16 protein-coding genes are annotated in these 16,795 nt (G+C 67.5%); 12 read left to right on the forward strand and 4 right to left on the reverse strand.

Features of this window, described 5'->3' with window-relative positions; genetic code table 11:
* Positions 1-40: 40 nt before the first annotated feature.
* Positions 41-934, reverse strand: coding sequence for a type II methionyl aminopeptidase (gene map / locus BMX17_RS01750; protein ID WP_092656999.1), 894 nt, complete (start codon positions 932-934; stop codon positions 41-43).
* A 285-nt stretch (positions 935-1,219) separates the two neighbouring features.
* Between map and BMX17_RS01755 the strand changes: the two genes are divergently transcribed.
* From BMX17_RS01755 to icd, 4 genes are all read left to right on the forward strand, one after another.
* The gene (locus BMX17_RS01755; RefSeq protein ID WP_092657001.1) at positions 1,220-2,791 is read left to right on the forward strand and encodes a hypothetical protein; all 1,572 of its coding nucleotides are present in this window, start codon (positions 1,220-1,222) and stop codon (positions 2,789-2,791) included.
* A 182-nt stretch (positions 2,792-2,973) separates the two neighbouring features.
* Positions 2,974-3,672: a metallophosphoesterase family protein gene (locus BMX17_RS01760; RefSeq protein WP_092657003.1), complete on the forward strand. Its 699-nt coding sequence runs from the start codon at positions 2,974-2,976 to the stop codon at positions 3,670-3,672.
* 2 nt (positions 3,673-3,674) lie between these two features.
* A complete protein-coding gene (ppk1, locus tag BMX17_RS01765) occupies positions 3,675-6,062 on the forward strand; it encodes a polyphosphate kinase 1 (protein ID WP_092657005.1) in 2,388 nt (795 codons plus the stop codon).
* A gap of 108 nt (positions 6,063-6,170) precedes the next feature.
* The gene (gene icd, locus BMX17_RS01770) at positions 6,171-7,433 is read left to right on the forward strand and encodes an isocitrate dehydrogenase (NADP(+)) (protein ID WP_092657007.1); all 1,263 of its coding nucleotides are present in this window, start codon (positions 6,171-6,173) and stop codon (positions 7,431-7,433) included.
* 11 nt (positions 7,434-7,444) lie between these two features.
* Here icd and BMX17_RS01775 read toward each other — a convergent pair whose 3' ends face one another.
* Complete coding sequence (locus BMX17_RS01775; protein ID WP_092657009.1) at positions 7,445-8,236, reverse strand: PH domain-containing protein; 792 nt, start codon at positions 8,234-8,236, stop codon at positions 7,445-7,447.
* A 90-nt stretch (positions 8,237-8,326) separates the two neighbouring features.
* On the opposite strand from BMX17_RS01775, the gene BMX17_RS01780 reads away from it, so the two are divergent.
* Positions 8,327-9,424, forward strand: coding sequence for a DUF7537 family lipoprotein (locus tag BMX17_RS01780; RefSeq protein WP_092657011.1), 1,098 nt, complete (start codon positions 8,327-8,329; stop codon positions 9,422-9,424).
* 48 nt (positions 9,425-9,472) lie between these two features.
* Here the strand turns inward: BMX17_RS01780 and BMX17_RS01785 are convergent, their stop codons facing one another.
* A complete protein-coding gene (locus BMX17_RS01785) occupies positions 9,473-10,255 on the reverse strand; it encodes a hypothetical protein (protein ID WP_092657013.1) in 783 nt (260 codons plus the stop codon).
* Positions 10,256-10,344: 89 nt separating this feature from the next.
* Here BMX17_RS01785 and BMX17_RS01790 point away from each other — a divergent pair, with 89 nt between their 5' ends.
* The 5 genes from BMX17_RS01790 (at position 10,345) to BMX17_RS01810 (ending at position 12,628) form a co-directional block, all read left to right on the forward strand.
* Positions 10,345-10,869, forward strand: coding sequence for a DUF5817 domain-containing protein (locus BMX17_RS01790; protein ID WP_092657015.1), 525 nt, complete (start codon positions 10,345-10,347; stop codon positions 10,867-10,869).
* On the forward strand, positions 10,866-11,234 hold the full coding sequence (locus tag BMX17_RS01795; RefSeq protein WP_244514921.1) for a hypothetical protein: 369 nt from the start codon (positions 10,866-10,868) through the stop codon (positions 11,232-11,234). The genes BMX17_RS01790 and BMX17_RS01795 overlap by 4 nt, the downstream gene beginning before the upstream one ends.
* A gap of 66 nt (positions 11,235-11,300) precedes the next feature.
* Complete coding sequence (locus BMX17_RS01800) at positions 11,301-11,714, forward strand: hypothetical protein (RefSeq protein ID WP_092657017.1); 414 nt, start codon at positions 11,301-11,303, stop codon at positions 11,712-11,714.
* Between the two features lie 83 nt (positions 11,715-11,797).
* On the forward strand, positions 11,798-12,001 hold the full coding sequence (locus BMX17_RS01805) for a hypothetical protein (RefSeq protein WP_139203400.1): 204 nt from the start codon (positions 11,798-11,800) through the stop codon (positions 11,999-12,001).
* A complete protein-coding gene (locus tag BMX17_RS01810) occupies positions 12,002-12,628 on the forward strand; it encodes a hypothetical protein (RefSeq protein WP_092657021.1) in 627 nt (208 codons plus the stop codon).
* A gap of 6 nt (positions 12,629-12,634) precedes the next feature.
* Here BMX17_RS01810 and hmgA read toward each other — a convergent pair whose 3' ends face one another.
* Positions 12,635-13,846: a hydroxymethylglutaryl-CoA reductase (NADPH) gene (hmgA, locus tag BMX17_RS01815; RefSeq protein WP_092657023.1), complete on the reverse strand. Its 1,212-nt coding sequence runs from the start codon at positions 13,844-13,846 to the stop codon at positions 12,635-12,637.
* Positions 13,847-13,951: 105 nt separating this feature from the next.
* On the opposite strand from hmgA, the gene BMX17_RS01820 reads away from it, so the two are divergent.
* On the forward strand, positions 13,952-16,072 hold the full coding sequence (locus BMX17_RS01820; RefSeq protein WP_092657025.1) for a pentapeptide repeat-containing protein: 2,121 nt from the start codon (positions 13,952-13,954) through the stop codon (positions 16,070-16,072).
* 40 nt (positions 16,073-16,112) lie between these two features.
* Positions 16,113-16,772 (forward strand): HAD family hydrolase, encoded by a 660-nt coding sequence (locus BMX17_RS01825; RefSeq protein WP_092657027.1) that lies wholly within the window; start codon positions 16,113-16,115, stop codon positions 16,770-16,772.
* The last annotated feature ends 23 nt before the right edge of the window (positions 16,773-16,795 follow it).

Here is a 16,795-nt window from a genome sequence, read left to right on the forward strand (position 1 = left end):
GACATCGACTGCTCCGAGACCCGAGTCCCGGGAGCGACCGCTACAGTCGCGTCGTGACCTCACAGCCGTCCTCGGTCACGATGACCGTGTGCTCTTTCTGGCTGACCAGCTGTCCCTCCTGTTCTTTGAGAACGGGGTAGCCATGGAGGATGTCCTGCTGTTTCAGCCGGCGCAGCGCCATCTCTGGGCGGCGAGCGTCGAGCCAGCGGGTGGCAAAGGGCAGCGTCTTGAACTCCTCGGTGATCTGGTTCAGCGCCTGGCGAGCCGCGCGATTCCGGACCGAACCCTCGGATTCGAGCGCGAAGATCTCTTCCTCGCTACCCTCTCGAACCTTGCCGCCGCCGTCGGTGGCGAACGGTTCGATGGCCACCACGTCGCCGGCTTCGAGTTCGATCCCCTGATCGACCGCGCGGTTCGGGATGTTCGGCGGCGTGTGCTGTTGCCAGTGGCCCAGGCCGTGTCCCGTGAGGTTCACGACGGGGTTGAACCCGTAGCCGTCGATGGTCTCCTCGATGACCGCGCCGATCTCGCCGGTTTCCACGCCGGCTTCGACGGTATCGAGGGCGGCCTCCAGGGCGGCCTCGGAGGCCTCGGCCAGTTGGTCGTTGCCGGAGAGGTCGACGGTGACGGCGGTGTCGGCCAGCCAGCCGTCGACGTGGACCCCGATGTCTAAGTTGACCATGTCCTCGCCGAAGGTCGTCGAATCGTCGACACCGGGCGTTGCGTGGGCGGCTTCCTCGTCGATGCTGATGTTCACCGGGAACGCGGGTTCGCCGCCGAGTTCGCGGATGCGCTTTTCGGCCCACTCGGCGACTTCCAGGTGGCTCGCACCGACCTCCACCCGGTCGGCGGCCTCGTTGCGGACTGTCGCGAGAATCTCGCCCGCCTCCCGGTTTTTCTCGTACTGCTCGGCGTCTAGATCCACGTCGGTCATACCCGCCCGTTCGGCGAAGGGCGGCAAAGGAGTTGCGCTCCAGCGGGTCCGTCGACACACCCCGTCCACTCGGCCGGTTCGGGCGCGACTCGTCCGGGGCAATTCGGTGCTTACCCGCCCACGGGACAGTACTCAGTCGCGGGTACGCGGGGGAGACATCGGGTCCGATCCGTGACCACTCCGTAACCGGCCGGCAATCAGCGACCGCTTATCGGAGGCAGTCGGTCGCTACGGCCGGAAAACGGTCTGGACACCTTATCTCCGGCGTCGGGGAACGGCCGGTGGATGAGAGACAAGTATCTCGCGGCAGTGACAGCGACGCTCCTGCTCGTGGTCGCGGCGACGGTCGCCCTGACTGCGGGCGGGGAACGGGCGACCCAGCCGACCACGGACGAGGCGATGGCAACGACAGGCGTGGCGTTACACGGCGTCACGGTCGAGCGACTCCAGTTGCAGAACACGACCGTCGAGAACGTCACCGTCGGCCGATTGACCGTCGACGAGTTGGCGAGCGACGACCGGACGATATCGAACGGCACCTTCGTCGACGCCGAGATCTCGTCGCTGGCGTTGCCGGGCGTCACCGCCGCCGAGCTCACCGGCGGAGCACCGCCGGCCACGCCCGGCGAGGCCAACGAGACGACCCCGGGCGCGGCGACGCCGGGAGCGGCTGAGCCGGCGAACCAGACGACCGATCAGGTCGACAGCGTCCGGATCGCGACCCTCTCGGTCGAGCAGGTCGAGGTCGGCTCACTCACGTTCGAGGAGGCAAACGAGACCGCGGGTGCAGCGGACCCGGCTGGCACGCCGGCCGAGCCTGGCACTCCCGCTGACACGCCGGCCGAACCGGGGACGCCAGCCGAGACACCGACCGAACCCGCCACGCCGGGTGCGACGCCGGCCGAACCGGGAACGCCGACCGCGACGCCGGGTGAGCCCGAAACGCCCGCTGGAACGCCCATCGGTCCCGGCACACCGGCTGGAACGCCGGTCTTCGACCTCCGGAACCAGGCTGACGGTCCCCAGGAGACGCCCGAGGACGACGAGGGGGCCGGCGAGGGACAGGCGGTCGCGGTCCAGCGAGTGAACGTGACCACCCTGACCGTCGATGAGATGGTCGTCACGACCGCCGTCCCGAACGGCACGGCGGCGACCGGGGCCGACGCCACCGCGGGCGCGACGCCGGCCGGTGAACCGGACGCGACGCCGACAGAGGCCGACGACGGACCGGCGACCGACAGCCAGGTCGCGCGAGTCGAGGTCGAGTCCGCGAGCGCCAGCCGCGTCAGTGCCCAATTGACCGACGCCTACAGCCAGTTCCACGTCGCGAACGTGTCTGCACCCGCCGAGATCGCGGCCGGCGAGAACTACACGGTCTCGGTCACCGTGGTGAACGCCGACGACGAGCGAACCGTCGGGTACGTGGGCTACCGGCTGGAGACGACCGCCGCACAGCGTGAACTGGTCGTTCTCGAACCCGGTGAGCGCCGCGACGTGACGATCAACGTGTCGGCGGCCGACCTCGAACCCGGCACGTACGACCGGCTCGTCGAGACCAGAGACTCGGTCGTCACCAGCACGGTGACGATCACCAACGCCACCGAGGCAGCGACGCCGGCGGCGACGCCAGCGGGCACCCCCGGCGAAGCGGGCACGCCGGTCGGCGAGCCGGAACCGACGACGCCGCTGGAACCCGAAACCGAGACGCCCACCGAGGAGGGGACCCCGACGGCTGACGAGACACCTACCGAGGGAGCGACGCCGACGGAAGATGGGACGCCGACCGAGGAGGAACCCCCGGTAGACGGTGAGACACCCACCGAGACCGAGACGGCCACGCCGGGCGGCCCGCTCTGAGGCGGACCGCCAGCGGGTGGGTTCTCCGGGTGCGAGTGAGTGCCGCTATATATCGGGATATAGACGGTGATATACCTATTAGTAATTTCCTTACTACTGGTAGAGCCTCTCGACGATATGGATAGAGTCGGAGCGACGGCGCGAGACCGCGACTGCAGCACTGAGTCGAGTGGGGCGGACCGATGAGCGAGGCGACCGGCGCCGTCGAGTTCGGTGCCGCAGTGTCGCCGCTCCACCGCCGGATCGATGCCGACCAGTACGACGAAATATACGTCGTCGGTGACGTACACGGCTGTCTCGACGAGTTACGGCGACTCTGGACGGAGATGGACCCCGGCGAGGGGGACTGCGTGATCTTCGTCGGCGATCTCGTGCGAAAGGGGCCAGCGAGCCGCGAGGTCGTCGAGTTCGTGCGCGACCGGGACAACGCCACGAGTGTCAGGGGGAACAACGAGGCCAAGGTTCTGAACGGCGAGGTGTCGCGTCCGGGACTCGATCCCGTCCGGGAGTACATCGAGAGTCTGCCGGTCGCGCTCTCCTGGGACGGTGGCCTCGTGGTCCACGGCGGCGTCGATCCCACGCGACCCCTGGCGAGTCACGGCGTCGAGGACCTGCTCGAAACCCGGTCGATCCCGGCCGGAAACGGCTACGACGGGCCCTTCTGGTTCGAGCAGTACGAGGGGCCGCCCAGGGTGTTTTTCGGCCACACGGTTCTGGACGACCCAGTCGACACGCAGTGGGCAGTCGGGCTCGATACTGGCTGTGTGTACGGCGGTTCCCTGACCGCGCTCGCCACCCGTTCGGGTGAGTGGTTCAGCGTCGACGCCGCCCAGACCCATCAGCAACGCGCCGACCGGAAGATCGTCGATCCCACCGCGTGACGATGGGCGGGAGCGACTCTACCACCGACGACGGACACGATAGTCGGACCGAGACCGGAACCGAGGACGACGAGGCAGACGCCGTTATCCCGGAACTGGCCGACAGCGCCGACGGAGACCGATCCGACGGCGAGACGGCAACCGCGACGGCCGGAGACGGGGCAGCCTCGACGACACGGGACGTGGATCTGACCGATTCGGCGTACTACCTGAACCGCGAGTTGAGCGAGCTGGCCTTCCAGCGCCGGGTGCTGGAGGAGGCGCTCGACGAGCGCAACCCGCTGCTGGAGCGGGCGAAGTTCATCGCGATCTTCACGAAGAACATGGACGAGTTCTTCATGAAGCGGGTCGGCGGCCTCAAACAGCAGATGGCCGCGGGCGTCTCGGAGCTGACGCCGGACGGCCGGACCCCCAAGGAACAGTGGGAGGAAATCTTCGCACGGGCGCGCCCGCTGTTCGCCGAGCAGACGGACTGTTTCATCGAGGAGATCGAACCGGCACTGGCGGAGGCGGGCATCGAGATCGTCGATCACGACGAGTTGGACCCTGCGGTCCGAACGGACCTGCGGTCGTACTTCGAGGAGTCGATCCTGCCGACGCTGACGCCGCTTACCTTCGACCCGGCCCATCCGTTCCCGTTCATCTCGAACCTGAGTCTCTCGATGGCAGTGCTGACGGAGGGCGACGGTGACGAGCCGACGTTTACTAGGATCAAGATCCCCGAGAACCGGCCGCGGTTCGTCCGCCTCGGCGACGTGAGCGAAGCGGCTGGAAACGGGACGCGGTTCGTCCGGATCGACGACCTGCTCGCGGCCAACCTCGACCTGCTCTTTCCCGACGTGGCGGTGCTCGATCACTCGATGTTCCGGGTGACACGCAACGCCGAGGTCCGGCGCAACGAGGAGGTCGCCGAAGACCTCATCGACATGATCCAGGGGGTCCTCAAAGAACGGCGGTTCGCGACGGTCGTCCGTCTCGAGATCAGCGAGGATATGCCCACCTACGTCCGCGAGTTGCTGGTCGATCAACTCGGGCTGGAAGACCGGGAAGTCGTCGAACGCCGCGGGATGCTCGACCACCGGGATCTGTTGACCATCGCGGACCTGGACCGTCCAGCACTCCGGCGTGAGTCCTGGACGCCACAGCCACATCCCCGTTTGCTCCCGAGCGACGGCGAGGAGACCGACCTGTTCGCGGAGATCAAACGCGACGACATCCTCGTTCACCACCCGTACCACTCCTTCGACGACACCGTCCAGCGGTTCCTCCGGACGGCCGCCGAGGACCCGGACGTACTCGCAATCAAGGCCGCCATCTACCGAACGTCCCGGGACTCACAGGTCATCGAGAGCCTGATCGACGCCGCCAAGAACGGCAAGCAGGTTGCGGTGATGGTCGAACTGAAGGCCCGCTTCGACGAGGAGAACAACCTCCGGTGGGTCCAGCGCTTAGAGGAGGAAGGCATCCACGTCGCCTACGGGACGCTGGGGCTGAAAACGCACACGAAGACGGCACTGGTCGTCCGCGAAGAGGGTGACACAGTCCGGCAGTACGCCCACGTCGGCACGGGCAACTACCACTCCGAGACGGCAAAGACCTACGTCGACCTCGGCCTGCTCACCGCCGACCGGGACGTTGGACAGGACCTCGTTCGGCTGTTCAACTTCTTCACCGGGCACTCCCTGTACGAGACCTATCGGAAGCTGCTGATCGCGCCGGAGAATATGCGCGAGCGGTTCCGGGAGCTGATCCGCAACGAGGCGGCCGTCGCCGAGGCGACCGACGGCGAGGCGGGAAAGATCGTCTGTGTCATGAACCGGCTGGAAGACCCAGCCCTCGTCCGGGAACTGTACCAGGCGTCGATGGCCGGGGTCGAGATCGACCTGGTCGTCCGGGACATCTGTCGACTCCGGCCTGGGATCGACGGCGTCAGCGACACCATCTCGGTGCGCAGTATCGTCGGACGCTTCCTCGAGCACTCCCGGATCTTCTACTTCGAGAACGGCGCGACCGTCGACACGGACACGGCGGAACGGGGCGAACCACAGTACTTCACCGGGTCGGCCGACTGGATGACCCGGAACCTCGACCGCCGGGTCGAGGCGGTCACACCCATCGAGGACGAGTCACTTCGCCAGCAACTCCGCGCGATTCTGACGATCATGCTCGTGGACAACCGCCGGGCCTGGGAGATGGGGCCGGACGGGGAGTACGAGCGAGTGACTCCCGACGAGGGCGAACCGGTTCGGGACACCCACGAACTGTTGATGGCCCGGGCCGAACAGGCGGTAGCCAGGGCGCGCGCGACGAGCGACAGCGACCCGGTCTTCGATCTGGAAGACCCGCTCGCAGGGGTCGACATCGACGTGGACCGGGACGGCCCGGTCTGATCGACGGACGGGGAGTTCCGAATCTGTCAGTCGAGAACGTCACGGTCGTTGTCTATAGTTTCCCAGGAAGCGGTAGGCCTTTTAGCCCGACGTGTGATGTTCCGAGATATGCCCTACGAGAAGGTCGACGTGCCCGCGGACGGGGACAAAATCGAGGTGGTAGATCCGGACAACGACGAGCTAGATGTCCCGGAGAACCCCATCATCCCCATCATCTACGGCGACGGCATCGGCGTCGATGTTGGTCCGGCCGCACAGAAGGTACTCGAAGCGGCGGCGGAGGCGACCGGCCGCTCGATCAGTTGGATGCGGGTCTACGCCGGCGAGACCGCTCGCGAGCAGTACGACGAGAACCTGCCCGAGGACACCCTGCAGGCGTTCCGAGAGTTCAACGTCGGGATCAAAGGGCCGCTGACGACGCCCGTCGGCGCGGGCTTTCGCTCGCTGAACGTCGCGCTCCGGAAGCGGCTGGACCTGTACACGAACGTCCGGCCGACCTACCACATCGAGGGCGTCCCCTCACCCGTCACGCGCCCGGACCAGATGGACATGGTCACCTTCCGGGAGAACACCGAAGACGTCTACGCCGGCATCGAGTGGGAAGCCGGCACCGACGAGGTCGAGCAGGTCCGTGAGTTCGTCGAAGACGAGATGGGCTTCGACGAGACCATCCACGAGGGAGCGGTCGGCATCGGCGTCAAGCCCATCACCGAGTTCGGGACGAAGCGGCTCGTCCGGAAGGCCATCGACTACGCCCTGGAGAACGACCGCGACTCGGTCACCCTCGTCCACAAGGGGAACATCATGAAGTTCACCGAGGGTGCGTTCCGGGACTGGGGCTACGAGGTCGCCGAAGAGGAGTACGGCAGCGAGGTCATCACCGAGGACACCCTCTGGGAGGAACGGGACGGCGAACAGCCCGACGACGCCGTCGTCGTCAACGACCGCATCGCGGACAATATGCTCCAGCAGATCCTCACCCGCACGGAGCAGTACGAGGTCCTGGCGATGCCCAACCTCAACGGCGACTACCTCAGCGACGCCTGTGGGGCCCAGATCGGTGGCCTCGGCATCGCACCCGGGGCGAACTTCGGTGACGGCCGCTGTCTGGCCGAACCCGTCCACGGCTCCGCCCCGAAGTACGCCGGCCAGGACAAGGTGAACCCGACCGCGATGATCCTCTCGGGCAAACTCATGCTCGAGTACATGGGCTGGAAAGACGCCGGCGAACTCATCCGGGACGCCGTCGAGGAGACGATCAAGTCCAAACACGTCACCTACGACATCGAACGCCAGATTCAGGGCGGCGAGAAACTCGCCTGCAGCGAGTACGCCGAACGCGTCGCCGACAACATCCACGACCTGGCCTGACTGGCCGCACGCTATTTTTCCGGCAGATACCGCGACAGCGCAGCGACGGCTGCGTCCTCGTCGTCGATCTTCTCGCGCGGGATGGCGTACTCCCGGGGGAACCAGCTCCCGTCCCGGATCACCAGTTCGTCGTCGGTGATCTCGTAACTCTCGAAGTCGCCCCACGGTCTGATCGACACGCCCTGTTTCAGGCCCGCGTCGAGGACGACCAGTTCGGAGTCACGTCCAGCGGTCAACAGTGGAACCAGCCCCGCGAGCGTTGCGAACAGCCAGGTCGTGTCGAATCCATCGCCCAGCCACAGGTTGCCGACGAACAGCGCCACGGCGACGAGGCCCAGCGCCAGGCCGGCCAGTCGCCACCGGCCCTCGGGTTCGCCGCCGCTCGGATCGGGCAGGGTCACGCACACGTCGCTCTCGGCCTCGGCGTGGCGGGCGTAGCTCCGTGCGGCGGCGTGAAGCAGACCAGTCCCACAGAGGACGGTGACGCCGAAGCCGACGGCACTGGGCCAGAACACGTCCCGGCCGGGACCCAGCAGGCCGTAGTGGACGGTCGCGACGGCGGCCGCGAGCAGGATCGGGACCATCACGACCGCGATCTGTGCCGCTGGCGTGTGGAACCGCTCGACGCTGTCGGGTGTCGAGACGGCGGCGACGGCCCCGGTCACGGCGAGTGCTGTCGCGACCGCGACGCCGGCCGCGACGACGAGCGGGGCGGACGTGGGAGCGAGCAGGACGAGGGCCGTCCCGACCGTGCCGGCGACGTAGCCGCCGACCCCGAGGGCGAACAGGGAGGGCTCGCGCATACCGGCCGATTCCGGGGACCGCCAGGAATGGTTTGTGATCCGGACCGTCAGCCGGAACGAATTTGTCCGCCGACCGGACAGCACGTGATAATGTATCGACACTGCGTGCTGGCGCTCGTCCTCGTCCTCGCCGGCTGTGCGGGGCTGGTCGGCGATCCGACGGCGACGCCCGACACCGGGCCGGAGGGCGACGAATCGGGCGACCGCGACGACACTGTCGGCGGGACGACCGTTCCGGGCGTCGCGGCCGACGGGAGCGTCAACGAGTCGGCGCTGCTGAACGCACACTTCGAGACGCTCAACGCGAGTGCGACCCGGCAGCACTATCTCACACGCTCGAACGGGACCGTCGACTCGAATACCACGACGTACCGCAACGACACGCACCTGCTCTACCGGAGTCGTGGCTCGTTCTCGTCGGTCACCTACCAGCCCACCGATCAGGAGTGGACGGCCGAACACGAGCGGTGGGGCGACGAGCGGTACGTGTTCACCCACGACCGGTCGGGGGTGCTCTCGGCCGGCGGCAGCATCGAGTTCGGCGTGGCCATCTACGTCGGCTCCGGGCAGTTCGAGCGGGTGGGCACGACCACCTACCAGGGGGAGCAGGTCGTCCGGCTCGAAGCCGATGCGGCGAAATCGACCGGTCTCGCCGCCGAGTACCAGCAGTACGAGGCGAGCCTGCTGGTCGACGAGCGGGGACTGCTCCGCCGAGCGACCGGCACGGTGAAAGCCGGGGACGGACCGCCGACCAGCTTCGAGATCGCGACCACGACTGATGTCGAGACGGTCCCGCGGCCGGCGTGGGTCCCGAAACTCGTCCGTGGCGAGGCGTCGCTGGTGGCCAACGACACCGCGCTTGCGGTTCGGGTCACCGGCGGCCCGACGGTGCCGGCGAACACGAACATCGAGTTCTCGTCCCGGCTCCGGACGTTCACCGTCCAGTCGGATCGCCCTATCGAACCGGGCGACACGCTCTATTTCTCGCTATCGCCCGGGGAGTACGAGCCCACCGCGACGCTGACACGGACCCCGCCGGATCCGGACACGCGGCTCGACATCGGGGACGCCAGGAGCCAGGCGACCATCACACTCGAAGATCCGCCGGGGCTGGACGGGCCGGTCGAGGCCTTCTTCCGGGCCGGTCCCGGTCCGTTCGAGTCCAGCGGCGACGGCGCGGGCGAGTAGCCACCCGGGTCGCCGTCGTGGCGGGACCGGGACGCACTCGGTCCCCGGTCACCTGGCGTCGTCCGCCCAGGCCGGTGGCTCAACGGTCGTCGCACCGACAGCGACGAACCGGACTCGGCGAACCACGCGAACCGTTCCCGAGACACCGCTGGCGTCGGCGTCGTACGCGAAGCGATAGCTCCGGACGAATCCCCGGCCGTCGACGACCGCGGTCAGCGACGCGTTCCGCGGCGGCCCGACGAACGACGGCGACGGTGCGGACTCGGGATCGCTGAATCGAACCCCGGTCAACCGGACTGGTCCGTCCCCGAGGGTGCGGTTCGGCCGCAACTCGAACGCGCCGAGGACGCGGGCGACGCCCCAGTGACTCGTCGGGTCGCGGAGCGGGCCCGGTGGCTCGGTCGGGAACCGGTCGATTCGCGCGGTCGCGCCGGTCCCGATTCGCTGGGTGACGGCCGTCCCGTCGTACCAGTAGGTCAGGACGGGGGCGAGCGAGGACGTGGGGAAGCCGTTCGTCCGCTGGACGCGCCGGAACAGGTACCGGTCCCCACCCGGGGCGACCCGGCGGACCCGGGTCGCGTTCCGGCGGACGGTCCCGTTGCTCGTCACGACCTCGCGGACCAGGACGGTGTAGCTGGTCGATCCGAGAACGGCGTCGTGGTTCGCGGCCAGCGTCGACGCGTCGACGTCGTCGGCGGTGATGCCCGCGGGGACGGACGCGTTCCCGAGTTCGACGGGTTCGGGCGTCGCACGGCCGTCGAGAACCGCGCCGCATCCGGCCAGAGCGGCGAGGAGACACAGCGCGACCACACACCGATGTGAGCGTCGCATTCGTGGCAGTACAGGGACCGGACCACCCTAACGGTTCGCCTCGCGGACGGGACGGTGGATTCTTCCCCGAACGGGCCCCAGTGACGACCATGTACGCGGTGGTCGGGTGCAGCGACTGTGACGCGCTCCGGGTCGTCGAGGGCCGACCGGAGCGGTCGGAGTGTCCCCGCTGTGGCGCGAGTCGCAAGTTCGAGAAACTCAAGCAGTTCGTCACGACCGAGGATCCGGACCACGCCCGGGAGGTCCGGGCGGCGATGCTGGCCAAGCGACAGGGCCACGAAGACGCCTTCGCCGATCTCGATTCCTTCGCCGAGATGGACCGCTACCTCGACGAGGTCGGCGTCGACGACGAGGAGTACCTCGAAGCGTCGGGCGTCGACACGGCGGCGGTCGGTGCAGCCGCCGACCGCGCCGAGCAGGGTGCCGGCGGCGGCCAGAGCCGGAAAGAGACGGTGCTGGCCGCACTGCGGGAACAGGACGACCCGACCGAAGCGAGCGTCGTCGACTACGCCACCGAGCGCGGCGTCCCGGCCGAGTACGTCCGGGACGCACTGGAAAAGCTCGTCCGCCGGGGCGAAGTGACCGAGCGCGGCGATACCTATAGACTACTGTGAGCCTCGCCGACCGCGACATCGACTACGCGTCGGCCGCCGTCGGCACGCTCGTCGGACTGGCGGGCCTGCTCTTTCTCGCCGAGCCGGTGGTAGACCCGCTCGCGCTCGGCGGCCTCCGGGTCAGACCCGTCGCGCTCTCGACGGTCGTCCTCGCGCTGGGCTTTGGGCTGGGCGGTGTGGTCTACCTCCGGCGCGGACAGCGCCTGATCGGGACGGCCCACGCCGTCGGCGCCGTCGGCTGGGGATTGCTCGCGCTCGCGCCCGCGGTCGGGAGCGAGACGGCGCTCGTCCTCGGCCTGGCCGTGGTCGTCGGCGGCGCGGTCACGCTGGTGGTTCAGGCCTCCCGGAACCGCGACCGCAGGTGACGCCAGCGAGAGGTGTCCGCCCGCAGACTGTGGATTTTAATATGCGAGACGTTGGCACACACACCTATGGTCGAGGAGCGCCCGGAGTCCGCGGAGGTACTCCTTCTCGCGGCGGGAAGCGCGATCGCCGTCGGGGCGATCGTCGTCGTGCTGGCGGGGAGCGCCGGCCACCCGTCGGCCGGTCCGATCGGTATTCACCGGTTCGGCCAGGCGCTGTTCGTCGTCGGCTTCGCGCTCGGCGGCGGGTATCACCACGTCCTCGGGCACGAACTGCAGGCCGTGGGTTTCGCCTGTCTGGCGGCGGCCTGGGCGCTACTGTTCGTGGACTGGCTGCTGGACCCGCTGCTGGGCGGCGCGTACATCCCGTTGCTCGTCGCCGTCCTGGCGCTGGGCGGCGCGGTGGTCGTCCTCGGTATCTTCGGGGACACCCGCCGGTTCGAGGACGTTGTTCCCGAGGGGTTGCAGACGCCCCGCGGCTGATCGACACCATCCGGCCCCCGTGAGGCGTAGCTCTTATTTCCATTCCAAAAGCCATAAATCAGATGCCAGAAACCGTGAAATTGATGGCAGGATTGCAGACGAAAACGGAGTTCACGGGCGATATGGGCAAGCTAATCATCGGTGGGTTCTGCTGTCTCCCCTACGGGGTCTACTACTACTTCGAGGCCAGGGAAACGCTGGAGCAGTGCCCGGAGTGCATGGAAACCGTCTCGCAGGGGGCCTCCACCTGTGGCCACTGTGGTGAGAATCTGGACCAGTACAGATAGATGCGGAACCCGCTTCGGGTGGTGATCACGCGACTCGGAGAGGAAGAGCCCTTGCTCCTCTCACATCACCCGACCTGTCGCTACTATTCTCATCACACGTTCGAGCTGTACGGTCAACAGCTGTGTATGGGGTGTTTCGTCGTCTATCCCGTCGGGCTCCTCGCGCTGTCGTCGCTGCTCGTCGCACGACTCGTGGTGCCGGGCGCAGCGCTGTTCGAACTGGGGACGCCGGCGTTCTACGGCCTCGGGGTCGCGCTGATCGGTCCGAAGGTCGTCGAGTCACTCAGCGCTGGACGGTGGCGGACGCAGACCCGGATGGCGGTGAAGGCGATTCTGGCGGTCGGCCTGGCGTTGCTGGCGTTTCCGTTCTTCTTCCGGCCGGCCGACCGGCTCGTTACCGCCGCCCTCTTCGTCGGGTTCCTGGTTCCGTACGTCGCGTACAAGGGACTGACCGCGCTCGACGACTGTCAGGGGTGTCCCCAGCGGGACGATTTCCCCGACTGTACGGGGATGACCGTCGACGGGACCTACGAGTACGCCGACGAGGCGACGACCGTCACGCCCGCGACGGGGACGGACGCGGCCGAGGACACGACCGACGACTCGCGCACGGAAAGCGGCGAGTGAGCGCGGTCAGCGACCCAGTTCCTCGTGGGCGCTCGAGAGGTGCCGGGAGGCCAGCGCCGAGAGCAGGGAGAGTTCGCCGGCCAGCGCGGCGGTGGCGATCACTTCCGCGAGCGCGTCGGCGTTGCTTCCCGCCGGGTCGCCGCCACCGGTGACACCAACGACCTCCAGCGCCTCGGCCTGCGTGGCGAGGCCGGTCCCGCCGCCGACGGTGCCGACCTCCAGTGACGCGATGGTGAGGCTGGCGTAGAGGCCGTCCTCGCGCTCCTCGACCGTCGTGATGGCGTTCGAGCCCTCGACGACCTGGGCGATGTCCTGGCCCAGCGCGAGGAACGCGGCGGCGACGGTGTTTGCGGCGTGAGCGTTGAACCCCAGACTGCCCGCCTTGGCGCTGCCGACGAGGTTCTTTCGGGTGTTGGCCTCCGCGATCGCGTCGGCGGTCGTCTTGAACCGCTCCTCGACCAGGTCGTGGGGGATGAACACGTCGGCAGCGACAGTGCGCCCGCGGCCCTCGACGGCGTTGATCGCGGCCGGTTTCTTGTCGGTACAGAGGTTGCCCGAGAGCGCGACCAGCGAGGCTGGCGTCTCGTCCTCGACCACGCCACAGGCTTCCTCGGTCGCGATGGTGGCCATGTTCATCCCCATCGCGTCCTTGGTGTCGTAGGTGAAACGCAGGAAGACAGAGTCCCCGACGACGTAGGGCGTCACGTCGGTCAACTCGCCGTGGCTGGTGGTGGACTCGGCGGCCTCGGCGAGTTCGTCGGTGTTTTCACGGACCCACGCGGCGACCGTCGCGGCTTCACCCACGTCTTCGACGGTGAACACGGGCGCGCGGGTCATCCCGTTCTTGAGGACACGTGCAGTCGCACCGCCGGCCGCGCGGATGGCCGAACAGCCGCGGTTGACGCTGGCGATCAGCGCGCCCTCGGTGGTCGCCAGCGGGAGGTAGCGCTCGCCCGCGACAGCGCCACCGTCGATATCGACGGGGCCGACGACGCCGACGGGGACCTGCGTCCCGCCGATCATGTTCTCGATGTTCGGTTCGGCGGTCTCGGCCGCGAAGGCGTACTCACCGACGGTGTCGAGGTCGGTGTCGGTCTCTCCCTCGACGAACAGCCGGCGTGCCGTGGCGGCCGTCTCGGGGTCGGCGTGATCGTCCAGTTCGTGGAGCCGAAGCTCGCCCTCGCGGACGCGACGGGCCAGATCGGACGGATCGGTCATACCCGACGGTGTGGCGGGTACGTCCTAAGCGTTTCCGAAGGACAGCCTTTGGCTACGTTTCACTCTCCAAAACCTTTTGAGCCAGGTCAACGGATGGTTCGACAAATGACCGACACGTCACTCACGGAGAGTCGGTCGATCCTGGAGCTGTCGCCCCCCGAGCGGGCCGAGAAAGGGATCGACGCGACGGCGGTAGAGGATGCCCTGATCGAGGTGATCCGCTACGGCGAGGGCGACCAGAAGGTGTTCGAGGGTCGAACCTTCCCGCGACTCGAACTGGACTATCTGGACGTCGGCCGGGAGAACAATCACCCGGTCGAGTTTCGCGACTGTACGTTCGAGGACGGGATCAGCGTCGAACACGCCGACGTGATGGTCCCGCTCGTCTTCGAGAACTGCGAGGTCGGGTCCCTCGAGATCGAGGACGCTCACTTCGAGTACGACGTCGAGATCGTCGACTCGACGATCACCGGGCCGGTGACGGCCGAGGAGTCGCGGTTCGACCGGGACTGTGAGTTTTCCGACACCGTCTTCGAGGCCGAGACGAAACTCGAAGAGATCAACTGCCGGGAGGACACGTGTTTCGCCGACGCCGTCTTCGAGGCCCTCGTCTCCTTCCGGGGTGCGCGCTTCGCCGGACAGTCGAACGCCATGGACGACAACGCGAGTTTCGCGGGGGCGACCTTCGCCGACGAGGCCGTCTTCGAGCAGGTCCGACTCCGGGCCAGCACCTTCGACGGCGCGACCTTCGAGGGGGTGGCGCGGTTCCGCGAAGTCCGCGTCGACGGCGACGTTCGGTTCACGGACACTACCTTCGAGGCCATAGCGAACTTCGCCGAGGCGCGGTTCACGGAGGACGCCACCTTCGCCGGAGCGCACTTCGCCGCCGAGGCGCGCTTCCAGGGCGCGGTGTTCGAGGGCGGCGCGCGGTCGCTGGAAGACGACGTGTCCTTCGAGAGTGCGACCTTCGCCGGCCTGGCCCAGTTCGGGGAGGCCGAGTTTCGCTACTCCAACTTCGAGGCCGCGACCTTCCGGGGCGAGGCCGTCTTCGAGGAAGCGTGGTTCATGGCCGACGCGGACTTCGTGGACGCGACCTTCGACGGGCAGGCCGACTTCGACGAGGCCCGCTTCGTCGAGGACGCCGACTTCTCGGAGGCCACCTTCCGGGGGAAGGCCGTCTTCCGCGGCGCGGAGTTCCAGGGGCACGCAAACCAGCTCGAAGACAACGCCTCCTTCGACAGCGCGACGTTCGAGGACGACGCCAACTTCGACGGGACGGAGTTCACCTCGGCCAACTTCATGCGCGTCGAGTTCGCCGGCACCATCCAGTTCGAGGACGCCACGTTCACCGAGCGCATCGATATGCTGGTGCTGGCCATCGACGACGACCCGTACGTGAACCTCACGGACGCGACGATCCACGGCGGCACGATCTCCCAGCCCAAGGACGGCTGGGTCCGCTACGACCTCACGCGGGCCTCCATCGGCGACATCACGCTCCAGTCGGCCGACGAGAGCGGCGGGAGCCAGCGCCTGCTCGATTACTTCCGGTTCTGTAACACCGTCTTCAGCGAGTTCGACGGCAACGAGTTCGACTTCTCGACCCACACCGACTATCTCGACCGCAACGACTGGGTCCTCCACGAGTTCGACGACACCACCGACCGCACCTACGCCGTCGAGATGACGCCCGAAGTGATCGAGATTACCTATCTCAACGCGAAAAACAGCGCCTCGGCGGCCGGCGACATGAAAGCCGCCGGCGAGTTCCGGGTGAAACGCCAGCAGTACGCCCGGAAGAAACACCTCGCCATCGCCGCCGACGGGGCGAGCGACCTCGGCTCGCGGTTCAAAAACGGCATTCGCGCCGCCGAGAACGCCTTCCTCGGCGTCACCTGTGGCCACGGGATGCGCATCTTCCGCATCTTCGCCGTGTTCGCGGTCGTCCCCTTCTTTTTCGCCTTCTTCTACACCTTCGGCGGCCCAGCGTTCGAGACCGCTCCGAGCCACCAACTCGACTCGCTCTCACAGCTGACGACGCCCGCCGGATTCAGTGAGTTCTACACGATGATCTCCTTTAGCTACATCACGTTCCTCACCATCGGGTACGGCAACATCGGGGCCGACGGGTGGGCCTCCCGGATCCTGGTGGCGGCCGAGGTGTACCTCTCGGTCATCCTCGGTGGGCTCGTGCTGTACGCGCTGATCAAGCGCTCGGAGATGTGAGAGCGGAAACGCTTATTTCATCGCCGACGCTACAGGTAGTATGACTTACGATACCGTCGTCTTCGACAACGACGGTGTCCTCGTCGGTCGGACGCACTTCGAGGTGCTCCGGGAGGCCACTGCCGATACGTTCGCGCAGTTCGGCGTCACCGACCCGGACCCCGACCACGTCGAGGACATGACCATCGGCGCGACCCCAGCACAGGTCGCGTCCGTCTGTGACACGTACGATCTCGATCCCGACCAGTTCTGGATTACACGCGACCGCACGGTCTCGGAGGCCCAGCAAGCAGAGGCGCGAGCCGGCCGGAAGACGCCGTACGGCGACGTGTCGACGATCGCGGACCTCGACATCAAGCGGGGCATCGTCAGCTCGAACCAGCAGGCCACGGTCGATTTCCTGCTCGATCACTTCGAGATCGACGGGCTGTTCGACACCGCCTACGGCCGCGAGGCGACCATCGAGAGCCTCAATCTCCGCAAGCCCAACGCCCACTACCTGGAGCGGGCGCTCGCCGACCTCGACGCGGACTCGGCGCTGTACGTCGGCGACAACGAATCCGATATCCGGGCCGCCGAGAACGCCGGCATCGACTCCGCGTTCATCCGCCGGCCCCACCGCACCGATTGGGACCTCAACGTCTGGCCCACGTGGGACATCGACTCGCTCGACGACCTCCACCGGATCTGTGGCACCTGAGGGCTAACCACGAACTTTCAAGC

This window comes from Halorientalis persicus (assembly GCF_900110215.1).
GTDB classification, from domain to species: domain Archaea; phylum Halobacteriota; class Halobacteria; order Halobacteriales; family Haloarculaceae; genus Halorientalis; species Halorientalis persica.

Coding starts and splice junctions, on each gene's coding strand:
- map (WP_092656999.1), bottom strand. CDS start 934: ATGACCGACGTGGATCTAGACGCCGAGCAGTACGAGAAAAACCGGGAG.
- BMX17_RS01755 (WP_092657001.1), top strand. CDS start 1,220: ATGAGAGACAAGTATCTCGCGGCAGTGACAGCGACGCTCCTGCTCGTG.
- BMX17_RS01760 (WP_092657003.1), top strand. CDS start 2,974: ATGAGCGAGGCGACCGGCGCCGTCGAGTTCGGTGCCGCAGTGTCGCCG.
- ppk1 (WP_092657005.1), top strand. CDS start 3,675: ATGGGCGGGAGCGACTCTACCACCGACGACGGACACGATAGTCGGACC.
- icd (WP_092657007.1), top strand. CDS start 6,171: ATGCCCTACGAGAAGGTCGACGTGCCCGCGGACGGGGACAAAATCGAG.
- BMX17_RS01775 (WP_092657009.1), bottom strand. CDS start 8,236: ATGCGCGAGCCCTCCCTGTTCGCCCTCGGGGTCGGCGGCTACGTCGCC.
- BMX17_RS01780 (WP_092657011.1), top strand. CDS start 8,327: ATGTATCGACACTGCGTGCTGGCGCTCGTCCTCGTCCTCGCCGGCTGT.
- BMX17_RS01785 (WP_092657013.1), bottom strand. CDS start 10,255: ATGCGACGCTCACATCGGTGTGTGGTCGCGCTGTGTCTCCTCGCCGCT.
- BMX17_RS01790 (WP_092657015.1), top strand. CDS start 10,345: ATGTACGCGGTGGTCGGGTGCAGCGACTGTGACGCGCTCCGGGTCGTC.
- BMX17_RS01800 (WP_092657017.1), top strand. CDS start 11,301: ATGGTCGAGGAGCGCCCGGAGTCCGCGGAGGTACTCCTTCTCGCGGCG.
- BMX17_RS01805 (WP_139203400.1), top strand. CDS start 11,798: ATGGCAGGATTGCAGACGAAAACGGAGTTCACGGGCGATATGGGCAAG.
- BMX17_RS01810 (WP_092657021.1), top strand. CDS start 12,002: ATGCGGAACCCGCTTCGGGTGGTGATCACGCGACTCGGAGAGGAAGAG.
- hmgA (WP_092657023.1), bottom strand. CDS start 13,846: ATGACCGATCCGTCCGATCTGGCCCGTCGCGTCCGCGAGGGCGAGCTT.
- BMX17_RS01820 (WP_092657025.1), top strand. CDS start 13,952: ATGACCGACACGTCACTCACGGAGAGTCGGTCGATCCTGGAGCTGTCG.
- BMX17_RS01825 (WP_092657027.1), top strand. CDS start 16,113: ATGACTTACGATACCGTCGTCTTCGACAACGACGGTGTCCTCGTCGGT.